Here is a 14391-nt window from a genome sequence, read left to right as displayed (position 1 = left end):
GACCGATCGTTCGCGTTTGCAACGCGAACTCCCCCGAGCCAAGCGATTGCATCGCGCAGTATAAAAAAGCTCAAATCAGCTCGACTTGTACCAACCCTTTTCGCCCGGCGTAGTCCGGGGCACTGCTGTAAAGGTACTCTTCGGGATTGGCCACCAGCTCCTGCCGTACCGGATTGTCGTGCAGATAGTGTAGTTTTTGCAAGAGGAATTTTTGGCTTTCCAGCAGGATGGCGTGGTTCCCGTCCTGCCATACTTTGAACTGCTCAGCCCGGTGGGTACGTCGGGCTTCAAATGAAAATTTGTCCAGCAACCAGAGCCGACGGCTTTCGGGGGTACTTTCGATGGCCGCTACGATGGCTTTGGAAGTAAATTTCTTAAAATCCCGCAGAAAGGCCGTCATCGTGTGCGGCTCATCCACGCGGGCAATCAGATGCAGGTGGTTGCTCATAAGTACCCAGCCGAAAAGTACCAGGCCTTTTTCCCGAACGCAGTAGTTCAACGAATCACAAATGATGTGCTTGTAAACGGGTCGCGTAAACACATCAATCCAATGGATGACGGTCATGGTGAGAAAATGTACCATGTGCTGATCCTGGACTACGTAGCGGTCTTGGGACATCTATCTGGTTTTGTTTGGTTTTAGCGCGTTAAAAACGCCGCGCTCGGGAACGATCGGTCAAACGCGAACTAGCACAACTACCACAAAACGAGCCCGTACTACCGTTTGGTCTTCATGCCGTTGAGTTTCTTCACCGCCGGGTCGTTTACAAAATCCTGATACGCGGTTGATTCCCTGGGGTAAAGCGCGATTTTTCCCGCATCGTTGTAGTGCGCGCCGAAGCCGTAGCGCTTGACCAGGGCCGAGGCCCGCAGGCAGGGTTGGCCTTTGGATAAAAGTACCCGGCGGGCTTCTTCCCGCTCCGGCTCGGCGACGTCTTTCTGGATGGCGAATACCTCGAACACGAGGTCGTCATGATCGTAGTGGTAGGGCTGCTGCGTCAGAAGCTCGTACTGAACCAAGTGCGCGGGCTTTTTATCGCCTTTGGTGGCAGGTACTTCACTTTCCAGCACGGGGCAGTCTTCGGAAACTTTGATGAAGGTGTTGAGGTAGCTCATGGTCGTAAAGTTAGTTCGCGTTTCAAACGCGAATTCCGGGAGTATCGCGTTTCAAACGCGAACCATCATTCTTTAAAAAACACCCGCTTGACGCGCTCGCTGAGGCCGGTCAGGAGCTCGTAGGGGATGGTTTGGAGGCGCTGAGCCATGTCGGTGATAGGTACCTGCGGGCCAAAGACTACCACCTCGTCGCCCTCCTGGGCGGTAGCCCCGGTCAGGTCCACCATCGTCATGTCCATGCACACATTGCCCACGGTGGGGCACAAAGTACCGTTTACCCATACCTGCCCCGTGCCGTTGCCCAGGCGGCGGTCGTAGCCGTCGGCGTAGCCAATGGCCAAAGTACCTATCACCGAGTCGCGTTCGAGGCGGCCCCGCCGACTGTAGCCGATCGTCTCGCCCGCGGGTACCTGCTTGATCTGGGAAATAACCGTTTTCAAGGTACCTACGTTTTGCAAAAACCGCTGCTCCGTGCCGGTAGCTTCGACGCCGTAGAGGCCAATGCCCAGCCGCACCAGGTCGAGGCGGTGTTCGGGAAAACGTACGATCCCCGCCGAATTCAGGATGTGCTTGATCACCGGGTACCCCAGCGCCTGCTCGATGAGTTGGGTACCTTCCAGAAAGCGCTGGTACTGCAGGCGCGAAAAAGCGTTGTGCTCGCCTTCGTCGGCCCCAGCCAGGTGACTAAACGCCGACGCCACGCGTGGAGCCGATGGGCTACTTAGCTGCCCGATGAGCCAGGAGTAGTCGGTGGGTACGAAGCCGAGGCGGTGCATGCCCGTATCCAGCTTTAGGTGCACGGCGGGTACTTTATCGGGCTTGCTTTGCGTCGCCACGAACTCCAGCCAGTCGGTAAAGATCCGCGGACTGTACAGCTCGGGCTCCAGGTTGTACTGAACGAGCGTCTCGAAGGCCGGCCGCGTGGGGTTCATGACCATGATGGGCAGCGTAATGCCGTTTTGCCGCAGGCTCACGCCCTCGTCGGCGTAGGCCACGGCCAGGTAGTCTACCCGATGAAACTGCAGCAGGTTGGCTACCTCGGCGCTGCCGCTGCCGTAGGCAAAGGCCTTCACCATCGCCATGATTTTGGTGCCGGTACCGGCCTTTTGCCGGTAGTAGTTGAGGTTATGCGTAAGGGCATCCAGGTTTATTTCCAGCACCGTTTTGTGTACTTTTTGCTGCAGCCGGTTCACGATCTGCTCGAACGAAAACGGGCGTGCTCCTTTGACCAGAATGACGCTGTCGGTGAGGGTGGAAAAGGGAAATTCGCGCAGCAGCGTGGCCGTGTCGGGGTAGAAGGTACTTTGCAAATCCCCAAAACGCGCCGCCTGACGCGTCAGCTCCGGCCCCACGCCAATGAGCCGTTGCACGCCCTTTTCGCGCAGCAGCTCAGCCAGGGTTTGGTACAGGACGTCCTGCGACTGCCCCGTTTGCAGCACATCCGAAAGCACCACCACTTTGCGGCTGCGTTGCTCCTGCTGGGCCAGGAAGTTCAGCGCCATGGTGAGGCCTTGCAGGTCGTTGTTGTAAGTGTCGTCGATGACGTAGCTGCGGTAGGTACCTTCTTTGAGCTCCAGCCGCATGGAGACAGGCCGTAGCCGGGCGATCCGCCGCTGAATTTCGTCGGGCGCCAGGCCGTGGTTGAGCAGAAATACCAGCCCGTGCGTCAGGTTTTCGAGCGAGGCTTCGTCGCGGAAGTGGGTCTCGAAGGTATGCTCGCCCAAGGTACCTGCCAGCACGATGGAAGTACCCGCCGCCTGCGGGAGGTACTTTACCGCTACCTCGGCGGGCGCGGAAGTACCCCAGGTGAGCAGCCGCAAAGCCGGGTTGACGGGCCGCAGAATGAGCCGTACTTCTTCGTCGATCTCGGGGTAGTCGGTGCGGTAGATGAGCGTTTCCACTTTCGTGAAAAGGCGCAGTTTTTCGGTAATTTTTTGTTTCAAACTCCGAAAACCCTCGGCGTGCGCCGTACCGATGTTAGTAAAAATACCCACCGTGGGCCGAATGATGGGCTGGAGGTACTCCATCTCGTGCGGGCGCGAAATCCCCGCCTCGAAGAGCGCCACGGTGTGCTGCTCGCTCAGCGTCCAGACCGACAAAGGTACCCCCACCTGCGAGTTGTAGCTTTTGGGGCTGGCCGCCACACGCTCGCTGGGGGCGAGCAGCTGCGCCAGCCACTCCTTCACGATGGTTTTGCCGTTGCTGCCCGTGATGCCCACCACCGGCAGGTCAAAGCGTTTTCGATGCTGCGTAGCAACCTGCTGCAGGGCGCGCAGGCTGCTGGGTACTACCCACACGCGGGCGTGGGGCCAGGCGGCGATCTGCGCTTCGAGCTCGGGCGTGAGGGCGCTTTCTTCCACCACAAATTCCCGCAGGCCGCGCTGGTAGAGCTCGGGCAGGTAGTGGTGGCCGTCGTGCCGCTCGCCCCGGATGGCAAAAAAAATACTTTGCTCGGGGAAGGTCAGCTGGCGGCTGTCGGTGAGTAAGTACCGGGCGGTGGTGGCGAGGTGGGAAGGGGGTGTTTCGATCAGACTCATGGGGGTACTTGATGAATGTCTTTCTGAGGACAAAAGTAGGAAATTATATACCTTTCCTACATCCATTTTTTCCACTTAAAGTACCTGGCCAGCCCAATGGTGATGGCCACCATCACGCCCCAAACCACAAAGTACCCGTAGCGGGCGCGCAGCTCGGGCATGTAGTCGAAGTTCATGCCGTAGACGCCCACGATGAAGGTAAGCGGCATGAAAATGGCCGAGAAGATCGTGAGCGTTTTCATGACCTCGTTCATGCGGTTGCTGAGGGTGGAGAGATGTACCTCCACGAGGCTGGCCACGAGCTCGCGGTAGGCGTCGATGGTTTCGATGGCCTGCATGGAGTGGTCGTAGAGGTCGCGGAAGTAGGGAAGTACCTGCGGAGAAATGAGCGGACTATCGTCGCGGATGAGCTGGTTGATGATGTCGCGCAGGGGCCAGATCAGCCGCCGGGCAAAGGTAAGCTCGCGCTTGAGGGTATAAAGCTCGCTGAGCGATTCCTGGCCCGCGCCGCTGATGATGCTATCTTCGAGGGCGTCGAGCTGCTCGCCAAATTTTTCCAGAATCAGAAAGTAATTATCCACCACTACGTCCATCAGCGCAAAGAGCAAGTAGTCGGCACCGTGGCGGCGGGTTTTGCCCACGGACGCTTTCAGTCGCTCGATCACGGGCACGAAGATGTCGCCGGTGCGCTCTTCCTGAAACGACAGCAGGTACCTGGGCCCCAGCACAAAGCTCACGTGCTCGAAGTTCAGATCCAGCGTATTCGGGTTATCCAGGTGCAGCATCTTGAGCGTTACGAAGAGCCGCTGGTCGTCGTAGGCTTCTACCTTCGGTTTTTGTTCGGTGTTCATGATGTCCTCGAGCAGCAGGGGGTGAAGCCGGTAGTACTGCCCCACCTGCTCGATGACCTTCGGCTCGTGAATGCCGTCCACGTCGAGCCAGGTGACGTGGGGCTGCTTACCGCTGGGGTGATCCGGCTCGGTGAAGGCGGTTAGGTTATGGATGATTTTCTCTTCCTGAAAATGCTCGTTGTACCGCACCCGCTTGAGGTGGGTGTGGAGCTCAATTTCGGGCCCTACGTAGGTGAGGGTACCGGGTGAAGTCAGCAGGTTTTTACGTTTACTACGATTTCGGCGTCGCGACATGAGGTAGTTTGAGCTAGGTACTCTTGGGAAAGTAATAAAAAAAGATAGTATTGTGTTTTTTTTATATATTTGATTGCCTTTTGTTAACAAAAGCACGTATCCACTTTAAAAATAAGAGTAGCATGAAATCTACGTGTAAAAAGTCCTATTTGTTTCTGCTGGCAGGGTATTTCCTGTTAGTAGCCTGTCATCGCAGCAAACACGTAGATGACATAGCGCCCCAGCTGGCCGAGCAACTGGCCGATACATCATCAAACGCACCGCTGGGCATGGCGATGGATCAATCCCTGTACGGCCTCCTTTTTAATCAACTGCTGGTGAGTGAAGAAGCCTTGGCTCCCAAGTCCGATCCTCACTTGCCCGGGATTGAGGCATCACCCACCCGCTGGGGTACCCTTCCGGTCAGCAATGGCCGGGAGCCGATTTTATTGACAATAGGTACTTCTATTTCAGCCGGTTTTCGCGACGGTGGGCTCTTTCGCCAAGGCCAGCTAACGGCCTTTCCTTCTTTGGTAGCCCACCAGATGGGTCTTAAAGAGTACAATGTAGGGGCTTTTCCGCCTTCCATGAGCAACGGAACGGGCTACCTGGTTTTGGCCAACACCGCCGGAAAACCGCAGTACAAAAAGATAACTAATAATCTGGCTCAGATTAGTGACAGCCCACTTAGATTTCAGAAAGTACCGGCGGCATCGACAAACCTGGCTTTGCCATACTTAAATTACTCCGGAGTGTATGCACAACCGAATAAAGCTGCCGAGCGCATTCAGAACAACGGTTCAGAATCGATGAGTATGCCTTTCCTGATGCGGCTCCTACCGGCTGATGAAGAAATAGCGGAGGTATCTGTCTTGAAATTAGCCGGTCAGTTATCGTACGACATTAGCCTGCTGGAATTTGGCTTCACAGACTACCTAGGCTTTTACCAGCCGCAAAGTATCCAAACGGATTACCATTTTATCAATAATGGAGTTTACCCGCATAAAATGCTGGCCGAAAGAATGGGAGCAAGGGCAATTCTGCTGACCGTGCCCGAAGTACGTGATCTTCCTTACTTTCAGTTTTTTCCTGCTAACAGTGTACAAGGCTTTTGCATTGATTTCTACAACGGATTGATTCGTACGTGGGCCAGTGAATACGGCGCTTCGGTGTTTGACCTGCACGGGCTTTATAAACAAGTGATGAGCAATACTTATACTACGGACGACGGTTACCGAATTGACCCTAGCTTCCGTACGGGCAATTTCTTTTCCTCCGATGGGTTGCACCCCTCAGCCATTGGCCACGCGGTCATTGCCAACGAGCTCATCAAGCATATCAACAGTCGTTATACGGCCCACATTCCGTTGATTCATGTAGGGGACTACGCTCGTCAATTTGAAAAGTAAGGTGTCCTGCCAGCTCATTGCCAAAAAAACGAGGAAGCAAAAACCGCACCGGTGGCTATTTTCTACGGCCTGATCCTTAGGGAAGTGCTTTTTCAAAACGAAGGCTGCCGATAAAAAAGATACAAAACAGCACGCCAAAACTCGCCGGAAGCGGGTATATTGCGCACGTAACTTTTAGTAAACTCTTTTCTTTCTACTTATGAAAAAAATGGCAGTGTATGGGCTGGCGGTACTGATGGCCGCCTCTTTGTCGGGTTGTGCAACCATTTTTGGGGGGCCGGTAACGGAATGTCAAAAGACCAAACCAGCTCCTGGAGAGCCCCAGCGGGAAGTACGGGTAGGTGCTCTTCTGGCCGACATCATCATTTTCCTGCCCAGCCTCATCGTGGATTTTGCTACCGGGGCTATTTACAAACCCTGCGACAAAAGGACCACGGAGCTGAGCGCTCCAACGCTCGTGACCAAAGCCGGACAAGTGGTTAACACGGCCCGGTAGAACGCAAAAAGGTACCTATCAGAAAAGCCAAAGGCCCGGTTGCAATGCAGCAGCCGGGCCTTTGGTATAGCGGGGTACCTAGTCTCTAATATGAAATACCAGCAGCGGAATGTGGGTATCGACCACCAGTTTTTTGGTGACGCTGGGGTTGGTGATAAATGCTTCGATGAAGCCGCGCTCGCGCGAGGCCATGATGAGCAGGTCGGCCTGTACCTCGTCGCAGTAGGCTTCGATACCCGCCCGCACCGAGTCGGCTTCGCGCAGCACGAAATCCTGGGTCGGGATAGCAAACTCGGTCTGGATCTGGTGGATGTACTGCTGGTCGGGCTGGATGTTGGGCTGCGTGGACGAATCTACCTTCAGGAACGTGAGGCGCGCGCCCAGCCGGTTCACGATGGGAAGTACCCGCCGGATGATGTGGTTTTCGTCGTATTCGAGCTGGGTGGCGTATACTACTTCTTTAAACGCTTTGGGGAGCGCGTAGGGCGGCACTACCAGCACGGGGCAGGGGGCGTCCAGCGCAATGCGCGTAGCCGAGCTGCCGATGAGCTTGTCCAGAAAACCGCCCGTACCCGTGCGGCCCAGTACCACCAGGTCGGGCTGGTGCTGCTCAATGGCCTCAAAGACCGACGGATGAATGCCGCCAATGGCCCAGATACCCTCGGCCTGGTAGCCCTGCTGGCGGGTTTCGGCTACGTACTCATCCAGGCGATGCTGGAAAGCCTCCTCGGTTTCGGGGGAGATGGGAGGTACCCCCACCGCCGATGGCACCGTCATGTCCGGGATGTAGGGCTGGTACGCGTGCAGAATCAGCAGCTGGGTACTTTCTTGGTCGGCCACCAGCTTGGCCGCGGCCAGGGCGCGGTCGGCATTTTCGGAGAAATCTATGGGAACCAGGATTTTTTTCATGGGTAGGTCAAGGGTTAAGCATGATTTGGGAGCAAATTAAGTCATAATCCTTAGTTCGTTGTATTACCAATACATGAAATAAGTCATGCGAGGAGTAGAATAATAATCATGCCAACGTGCCCGCTGCCACTCCAAAGTACCTGGCCGGCCTCAAACATACACGTACTTGCGCCACGCCCCCAGGATCAGCCCGATCACGGTGTACACCACTACGCTCACGCCGCCGTTGATGAGGGATAAGGTGAGCTCCCGAAACGAGAACATGTCCTTGACGAGGGTTTCCAGCAGCACGAAGACGGTACCCAGCCACAGCCCGGTGGCCGCGCCCTGTCCCGCCGAAGTGACCGGGATCTTGGTGAAAAGCCACGCCAACGTATAGGCTACCGCGGCCGTGGTCAGGATGCTCACCATGTACGGCACAGGGCTGGGGTTGGCTTCGACGTCGGCCAGGGAGATGCCACTCGTCGCCATCCAGGGCTCGGAAAAAAGCGTGTACCAAAGCGCCGGGATGACTTGCCCCAAAATGATGCAAAGCAGTACCGCCCGATGACTGATCGTTAGCGTTTTCATAAGAAAGAGCGTTAGAAAAAGATAAGAAACCGGTTGAAGTACTAATGTAACTAATTCTGCGTTGCCAAGGTACTTTTCCGAGAAAAAATTTCCTTATTCGTCTTTTACAAAACCAACGTTACGTTTCAGGCCTTCCAGCTTGGTACGCTTTACGGGTGAGCGCCGAAATAGCTCCCGAAATACTTCCTCGGTAATTTCCTCCCAGTCGCGGTTGGTGAGCTGCTGGAGCTCGGGCGAAAGGGCAAAGGCCGGCGTGTGGTGCGGGCGGGCGAAGCGATTCCAGGGGCATACGTCCTGGCAGATGTCGCAGCCAAAAACCCAATTCTCAAATTTTCCTTTCACCTCCGTCGGGATCGCCTCCTTGAGCTCAATGGTAAAGTAGCTGATGCATTTGCTGCCGTCTACCACGTAGGGCTCGGTGATGGCGTCGGTAGGGCAGGCGTCTACGCAGCGGGTGCAGGTACCGCAGTAGTCGGCCATGGGGCCGTCGGGGGCCAGGTCGAGGTCCACGATGAGCTCGGCAATAAAGAAAAAACTACCCATGCTGCGGTTGAGGAGGTTGGAGTGCTTGCCTACCCAGCCCAGCCCGCTGCGGGCGGCCCAAGCTTTGTCCATGACGGGTGCCGAGTCCACAAACGCCCGCCCGTATACGTCCCCGATCTCGGCCTGAATGTGGGCGAGCAGCACTTTGAGCTTGTCTTTCAGCACGTAATGGTAGTCAGTGCCGTAGGCGTATTTCGAGAGCTTGTAGTCGTCGGCGCCTTCGGGACGGCGCTGCTCGGGGTAGTAGTTGAGCAGTACCGAGATCACCGACCGTGCGCCGTCCACGAGCTGGCGCGGGTCGAGGCGCTTGTCGAAGTAGTTGGCCATGTAGGCCATCTGGCCGTGGTAGTTGCGGCGTAGCCATTCTTCCAGCCGCGGCGCTTCCTCTTCCAGGAAATCGGCCTGGGCAATGCCGCAAAAGTCAAAACCCAGCTCGGTGGCTTTGGCCTTAATGAGCGCGGAGCGTTCCTGGCGTATGAGGTCGTCGGTGGTCATGTAGGTACTACAAAAAGGTAAAGTTACTACCCTTAGGCGGGAAGTGGTACACTCATAACGACAGAATGATAAATTCCTGTTGCGAATGTGTGCTCACTCTCTTTATTTTACGGAATGGAAGTAGGTAAACCTGAACTATGCAAGGCGAGTTGAACGCTTATCCGGCGCTACGGATTTTTCTGGACGGCATGCTGTACATGATGGCTCTGTACGCGCTGCTGAGCTATCTGCAATTGCGCAAAGCCATCTACTGGCAATATGCCCTCTACATCGTCTGCGTGACGCTGACTTTTTACCTCAACGACCTCGACTACCAGCGGGCCAACTACCTGCCCGGTACCAACTTCCCGATTACGCTCCTGGAGTCGCTGGCCTTCGTGATGTACATCAGCTTTGCTATTCAGCTCATTGGCATCAAAGCGCGCGATCCTTTCAGCTACCGCATCATCCGGGGGATGATCGTGCTGCTGGCTATTGAAACGCTGGCCGACTGCCTGCTGTTTACGTTTCCTACTTCCGACGAAGTCAAGAGCCTCAGCTACACATTTTTCCGGAGCATCCTGGCCCTGGGCGCGCTGGTGGTGGTACCCCGCATTCTGCGCCTGCGGCAGCCGGTAGTCTCCTACTTTATTGTGGGTACTTTGTTCTTTGTACTGGGGTGTGTGGTAGCGCTTTCCATCAATTACATTCCGAGTATTTTTACCCGCTCGGCCGACAGCCCCCTGAGCTACCCGGTGTTCTACATGGAGCTGGGAGTAGTGGCGGAGGTACTTTGCTTTTCGCTGGGGATGTCGCTGGAAAATCAGAAGAATGAACGCGAAAAAATCAGGTTTCAGGAGGAGCTCATCGAGCAGCTACAGGAAAACAAGCTTAAGCAACAGCGGCTGCTTCGCATCCGGGACGATATTGCCCGCGACCTCCACGACGAACTGGGGGCCGATTTGGCGGGGATTAGTATGCTGAGCCAGGCAGCCATCAACCAGCTTCCCACCGACCCGGCCCTGACCCGGCATTCGCTGGGGCAGATCAGCGAAATGGCCCGAAAAGTAATCAAGGTAATGCGGGAGATTGTGTGGAGCCTGCACTCTGCCCACGACTCAGCCGATCATTTTGCCTATCGCCTGCGCGAAACCGCCCACGATTTGTTTGTGCACCATCCCACTCAGCTACACTTTGTGGTGGAAGAAAGCCAATTTCTGGTTCCTTCCGCGGCCCGGCGTGAGCTTTACCTGATCTACAAGGAGCTACTGCACAACGTACTGCGCCACGCCGGAGCCCAAAACGTGTACGTACGCCTGTCGCCCATTCCGGATGGCCTTAAACTGACCGTACAGGACGACGGACAGGGCTTCGACCCGGATGGGCGTTTTCACGGAAACGGCCTCATCAGCATTCAGCAACGGGCCCAACTGCTGGGAGGTACCTTCAGGATTCAGAGCGACCACAGCCAAGGTACCACCATGACGGTGGAATGCCCGCTTTGGGAAGAGAGCCTGGCGTCGGTATAGTTATTCTTCAAAGTACCCAATCGTATCATGAATTTGCCAGAAGGCAGGTACTTTGAGTGCCATCTTGTCAGTATTTAGGAGCTGGCAAAGTAATTTTGCGCATGAATGGCTGGTAAAAATCAGTAAAGTACAAGAAAATTATGTCGGAAAATACACAACATCAAGCGGAAGCAAGCGCCGAGGAGCCGGAAATTAATAAAAATACTGACAACGAGGCGCAGGAGCCAGCCGTAGCGGCTACCGAAGAAACTCCAGCGGCAGCCGTGGATGAAACGGAAGCGTTGAAGGCCGAGCTGGCCGAAATGAAAGAAAAGTACCTACGACTGTACGCCGATTTTGAAAACTTTCGTCGCCGTACGGCCCGCGAAAAAATAGATTTGATTGCCAATGCCAACGCCGACCTGATGCGGACCATTCTTCCCATCGTCGATGATTTTGAGCGCGCCTTGCAGTCTTTCGAAAGTACCTCCGAGCTACAACCGATCAAGGAAGGCGTGGAGCTGGTAGCCCATAAATTTTTCAAAACCCTGGAAGGCAAAGGCCTCAAACCCATGGCCGCCAAGGGCGAGGTATTCGACGCCGAGTTGCACGAGTCGGTGACGCAGTTTCCGGCCCCTTCGGACGATCTGAAAGGAAAAGTGATTGATGAAGTCGAGAAAGGATACTACCTCAACGATAAGGTACTTCGCTACGCCAAAGTGATAGTGGGAGCCTAGTATTGGGCTGGGCCCAAGCGATTTCTATTGAATTATACCAAGAACTGCTGGCTAACCAGAGTCAGTTGTCGACTCAACCATAATGGCAAAGAAAAGAGATTATTACGAAGTACTAGGGGTGGATCGCGGTGCGCCGGTCGAGGACATCAAGAAAGCCTACCGGAAGCTGGCGATCAAGTTTCACCCCGATAAAAACCCCGATGACCCGACGGCCGAGGACAAATTTAAGGAGGCCGCCGAGGCCTACAGCATCCTGAGCGACGAAGACAAGCGCCGCCGCTACGACCAGTTTGGCCACGCCGGGGTAGGTGGAGCGGCCGGAGCCGGAGCGGGTGGCTATGGAGCCGGTGGTTTCACGATGGAAGACATCTTCTCGCAGTTCGGTGATATTTTCGGTGACAGCAGTCCCTTCGGCGATATTTTTGGCCGGGGTGGCAACGGGGGCGGCCGGCGCGTGCGCCGGGGTTCTGACCTACGCATTAAGCTCAAGTTGGACCTGCACGAAGTTGCCAACGGCGTAGAGAAGAAGATCAAGGTAAAGCGACACGTAGCCTGCGGTACCTGCGGCGGCAACGGCGCCAAAAACGGTACTTCCCTCACCACCTGTACTACCTGCAACGGGCAGGGCCAGGTCCGGAAGGTGGTAAGTACCATGCTGGGCCAGATGGTCTCTACCAGTACGTGCCCTACCTGTAACGGCGACGGCAAGATCATCAGCGAGCGCTGCGAAGTGTGCGCCGGTGAAGGACGCCAGCTCCAGGACGACCTCATTTCGCTCAACATTCCCGGGGGCGTGGCTGACGGTATGCAGCTCTCCATGAGCGGCAAAGGCAACGTACCCGCCCGCGGTGGCGTGGCCGGTGACCTGCTGATCGTGATCGAAGAAGAGGAAGACCCGCACCTGAAACGCGACGGCAACAACGTGGTGTTTGACATGCACCTGAGCTTTGTGGACGCCGCCCTCGGTACGGCCACGGAAATTCCGACCATCGACGGCAAAGCGCGGATTAGCATCGAGCCGGGTACCCAGGCGGGCAAAATCCTGCGCCTGAAAGGCAAAGGAATCAAAGACCTGAACGGCTACGGACGCGGCGACCAGCTGGTCCACATAAGCGTCTGGACGCCGCAGCAGCTGTCGTCCGACGAACGCGCCACGCTCGAGTCGCTTCGCCATTCCCCCAACTTCCAACCCAAGCCGGGTAAGAACGAAAAAGGGTTTTTTGATAAAATGAAAGACTTCTTTCATTGATCGCCCGATCGCTAAGTCACTAAAAACCCCCGAGGCCGTTAGGCTCGGGGGTTTTGTTTTTTGCATCTTCTCCCAAGGGTACTTCTACGGAAGTACCTTAAATCCCTTCGCTTTGATCATCCGTTTGTCGCGCTCCTGGAGGTTGTCTTTCCAGTGCTGGGTACTTAGGGTGCTTACTTGCCTGGTAGCGGCCAGGCGGGCGGTAGTACCGGTGGGCACGCCCATCACGTCAAGTACCTTGCGGAGGAGCGTCTCGTTTTCGTCGCCAAAGGCTTGGAAGGGAATGGCCGTATCTTCCAGGTAGTGCGTGGGCGTCAGGCCATTTACGGTACCGTAGTCCGACTGCCCCCTGGCGTTGACGGTGCGGCCCAGCATCACGTAAAGGCCCCACTTCCAGCGGTTCTGCTCGTCGTCGATGAGCGTGCCGAAGAGGTTTTTGCCGTAGGTATTTTCACCCACCGTCACTACGTTCATGTAGGGCGTCAGGCCGTTGATCACCAGCTCGCTGGCCGAGGCTGTGCCGTTGGAGGTAAGCACAAATACCCGCTCGAGCTGGCTTCCGATGTTGTTGGGCTCGTTCTGAAACGGGTAGCTCAGGGCGTTGGTGCCGCCGCTGCGCTGCCAGTAGGCCGTGTACTTGTCGTTCCATTCTTCTTTATAAAATACCGACGAGGCCGTGGCATTTTTGACGATCAGCGATGCCAGCGTATTGGCCGAGCTGATGTACCCGCCGCCGTTGAGGCGTAGGTCCAGCACCAGCTCATTGACGCCCTGGCTTTTAAAGTTGGCAAAGACCTGCCGCAGCTCGTTGTCGTACTTTTGGGCGTCGCCACCCTCCAGGCCGGGGATAAACTGCGTGTAGAGCAAGTACCCGATCTTCTTGCCGTAGGCCGACTTGTCAATGACGGTCGAGAAGGCCACCGGGTCTTCGGTCACTACGGCTTTGCTGACGGTGAAGGTACGTTGGGTGTTGGCCACGAGGGTAGTTCCCTGCAAAGTACCTAGCGTGAACGAAAGCGTTTCGTTGCTGCCCAGCAGCGAAGCGTAGTTGGCGGCCGTGAGCGGCTGGCCGTTGACCCAAAGAATCACGTCGCCGCGCTTGAGGCCCGCTAGGTCGGCCGGACTTCCCTTCACCACGTAGCTCAAAAAAGCGCCGATGTTCGACTGGCTCTCGTCGGTAAAAGCCAGCACGTAGCTGATCCCGAAGATTTTGCTGACGCCGTCAAACTCCGACTGCAGGGCGTCGATGTCGTCGGTAAGGCCCGAGAAGCGGTCGAGGGTTTGGGGTTCGTACACCAGTTTTTCGAAGTAGTCGAAGGGGCTTTGCGAGGCATCGAGGCTGGCCTGCGCGGGTAGTTGGCGGTACCAGTAGTAGGCGTCGTTCATGACCTCGTACACCCAGGCATTGACGGCGCTGTAGTTGCGCCCGCTTTGGCTGGTGGAGGTAGAGTCGGTGAGGGAAGTGTCAGGAGTTGGATCGATTTCATTTTTTTGGCAGCTTGCCAAAAGCCCAAAGAGCAGTGCCAGGGCAGCCAGGCCACGTTTTCCAGAGAGATACATACTGATTAGCTAGTTTAGATGAAGTAGAAGGTATTATCAGGGTACTGTCGTGAGAGCATCTGTTTTCTAACCCACTAATACGTAGAAAGCGGGTACTATGTTGCTGCCGAAGAGTAGAAAAAGTAGATTATTCACAATTCAACAAAATTCGTAACGGAA

At 55.8% G+C, this 14391-nt stretch carries 13 protein-coding genes; 5 read left to right on the top strand and 8 right to left on the bottom strand.

What is annotated here, in order from left to right:
* Positions 1–70: 70 nt before the first annotated feature.
* The 4 genes from HNQ92_RS22015 to corA all read right to left on the bottom strand — a co-directional run bounded on the left by HNQ92_RS22015 (position 71) and on the right by corA (position 4798).
* Positions 71–619 (bottom strand): REP-associated tyrosine transposase, encoded by a 549-nt coding sequence (locus tag HNQ92_RS22015; protein ID WP_246440624.1) that lies wholly within the window; start codon positions 617–619, stop codon positions 71–73.
* Positions 620–717: 98 nt separating this feature from the next.
* Positions 718–1116: a DUF6157 family protein gene (locus tag HNQ92_RS22010; protein ID WP_184177392.1), complete on the bottom strand. Its 399-nt coding sequence runs from the start codon at positions 1114–1116 to the stop codon at positions 718–720.
* Between the two features lie 65 nt (positions 1117–1181).
* Complete coding sequence (locus HNQ92_RS22005) at positions 1182–3653, bottom strand: bifunctional UDP-N-acetylmuramoyl-tripeptide:D-alanyl-D-alanine ligase/alanine racemase (RefSeq protein ID WP_184177390.1); 2472 nt, start codon at positions 3651–3653, stop codon at positions 1182–1184.
* 56 nt (positions 3654–3709) lie between these two features.
* Positions 3710–4798 (bottom strand): magnesium/cobalt transporter CorA, encoded by a 1089-nt coding sequence (gene corA / locus HNQ92_RS22000; protein WP_184177388.1) that lies wholly within the window; start codon positions 4796–4798, stop codon positions 3710–3712.
* 122 nt (positions 4799–4920) lie between these two features.
* Between corA and HNQ92_RS21995 the strand changes: the two genes are divergently transcribed.
* Entirely contained in the window at positions 4921–6186 is a 1266-nt protein-coding gene (locus HNQ92_RS21995; protein WP_184177386.1) for an SGNH/GDSL hydrolase family protein, read from the top strand.
* A 199-nt stretch (positions 6187–6385) separates the two neighbouring features.
* Positions 6386–6682: a hypothetical protein gene (locus HNQ92_RS21990; protein ID WP_221307519.1), complete on the top strand. Its 297-nt coding sequence runs from the start codon at positions 6386–6388 to the stop codon at positions 6680–6682.
* A gap of 78 nt (positions 6683–6760) precedes the next feature.
* Here HNQ92_RS21990 and HNQ92_RS21985 read toward each other — a convergent pair whose 3' ends face one another.
* From HNQ92_RS21985 to queG, 3 genes are all read right to left on the bottom strand, one after another.
* Complete coding sequence (locus tag HNQ92_RS21985) at positions 6761–7591, bottom strand: universal stress protein (RefSeq protein ID WP_184177384.1); 831 nt, start codon at positions 7589–7591, stop codon at positions 6761–6763.
* 150 nt (positions 7592–7741) lie between these two features.
* Positions 7742–8161: a DUF1761 domain-containing protein gene (locus tag HNQ92_RS21980; protein ID WP_184177382.1), complete on the bottom strand. Its 420-nt coding sequence runs from the start codon at positions 8159–8161 to the stop codon at positions 7742–7744.
* A gap of 93 nt (positions 8162–8254) precedes the next feature.
* Complete coding sequence (gene queG / locus HNQ92_RS21975; RefSeq protein ID WP_184177380.1) at positions 8255–9199, bottom strand: tRNA epoxyqueuosine(34) reductase QueG; 945 nt, start codon at positions 9197–9199, stop codon at positions 8255–8257.
* Between the two features lie 137 nt (positions 9200–9336).
* Between queG and HNQ92_RS21970 the strand changes: the two genes are divergently transcribed.
* From HNQ92_RS21970 to dnaJ, 3 genes are all read left to right on the top strand, one after another.
* Entirely contained in the window at positions 9337–10707 is a 1371-nt protein-coding gene (locus tag HNQ92_RS21970; RefSeq protein ID WP_184177378.1) for a sensor histidine kinase, read from the top strand.
* A gap of 140 nt (positions 10708–10847) precedes the next feature.
* Positions 10848–11423, top strand: a complete 576-nt coding sequence (locus HNQ92_RS21965) for a nucleotide exchange factor GrpE (RefSeq protein ID WP_184177376.1) — start codon at positions 10848–10850, stop codon at positions 11421–11423.
* 82 nt (positions 11424–11505) lie between these two features.
* The gene (gene dnaJ, locus HNQ92_RS21960) at positions 11506–12672 is read left to right on the top strand and encodes a molecular chaperone DnaJ (RefSeq protein WP_184177375.1); all 1167 of its coding nucleotides are present in this window, start codon (positions 11506–11508) and stop codon (positions 12670–12672) included.
* Positions 12673–12756: 84 nt separating this feature from the next.
* Here dnaJ and HNQ92_RS21955 read toward each other — a convergent pair whose 3' ends face one another.
* Positions 12757–14232: a S41 family peptidase gene (locus HNQ92_RS21955; RefSeq protein ID WP_184177374.1), complete on the bottom strand. Its 1476-nt coding sequence runs from the start codon at positions 14230–14232 to the stop codon at positions 12757–12759.
* Between the last annotated feature and the right edge of the window lie 159 nt (positions 14233–14391).

Origin of the sequence: Rhabdobacter roseus, from assembly GCF_014202275.1 — a bacterium.
Lineage (GTDB): Bacteria > Bacteroidota > Bacteroidia > Cytophagales > Spirosomataceae > Rhabdobacter > Rhabdobacter roseus.
This window is presented reverse-complemented; position numbering and strand designations above follow the sequence as displayed.

What these genes read in the sequence shown, in the direction of transcription:
- HNQ92_RS21985 (WP_184177384.1), bottom strand. Translation starts at nt 7,591, where the DNA reads ATGAAAAAAATCCTGGTTCCCATAGATTTCTCCGAAAATGCCGACCGC.
- dnaJ (WP_184177375.1), top strand. Translation starts at nt 11,506, where the DNA reads ATGGCAAAGAAAAGAGATTATTACGAAGTACTAGGGGTGGATCGCGGT.
- HNQ92_RS21965 (WP_184177376.1), top strand. Translation starts at nt 10,848, where the DNA reads ATGTCGGAAAATACACAACATCAAGCGGAAGCAAGCGCCGAGGAGCCG.
- HNQ92_RS22005 (WP_184177390.1), bottom strand. Translation starts at nt 3,653, where the DNA reads ATGAGTCTGATCGAAACACCCCCTTCCCACCTCGCCACCACCGCCCGG.
- HNQ92_RS21995 (WP_184177386.1), top strand. Translation starts at nt 4,921, where the DNA reads ATGAAATCTACGTGTAAAAAGTCCTATTTGTTTCTGCTGGCAGGGTAT.
- HNQ92_RS22010 (WP_184177392.1), bottom strand. Translation starts at nt 1,116, where the DNA reads ATGAGCTACCTCAACACCTTCATCAAAGTTTCCGAAGACTGCCCCGTG.
- corA (WP_184177388.1), bottom strand. Translation starts at nt 4,798, where the DNA reads ATGTCGCGACGCCGAAATCGTAGTAAACGTAAAAACCTGCTGACTTCA.
- queG (WP_184177380.1), bottom strand. Translation starts at nt 9,199, where the DNA reads ATGACCACCGACGACCTCATACGCCAGGAACGCTCCGCGCTCATTAAG.
- HNQ92_RS22015 (WP_246440624.1), bottom strand. Translation starts at nt 619, where the DNA reads ATGTCCCAAGACCGCTACGTAGTCCAGGATCAGCACATGGTACATTTT.
- HNQ92_RS21990 (WP_221307519.1), top strand. Translation starts at nt 6,386, where the DNA reads ATGAAAAAAATGGCAGTGTATGGGCTGGCGGTACTGATGGCCGCCTCT.
- HNQ92_RS21955 (WP_184177374.1), bottom strand. Translation starts at nt 14,232, where the DNA reads ATGTATCTCTCTGGAAAACGTGGCCTGGCTGCCCTGGCACTGCTCTTT.
- HNQ92_RS21970 (WP_184177378.1), top strand. Translation starts at nt 9,337, where the DNA reads ATGCAAGGCGAGTTGAACGCTTATCCGGCGCTACGGATTTTTCTGGAC.
- HNQ92_RS21980 (WP_184177382.1), bottom strand. Translation starts at nt 8,161, where the DNA reads ATGAAAACGCTAACGATCAGTCATCGGGCGGTACTGCTTTGCATCATT.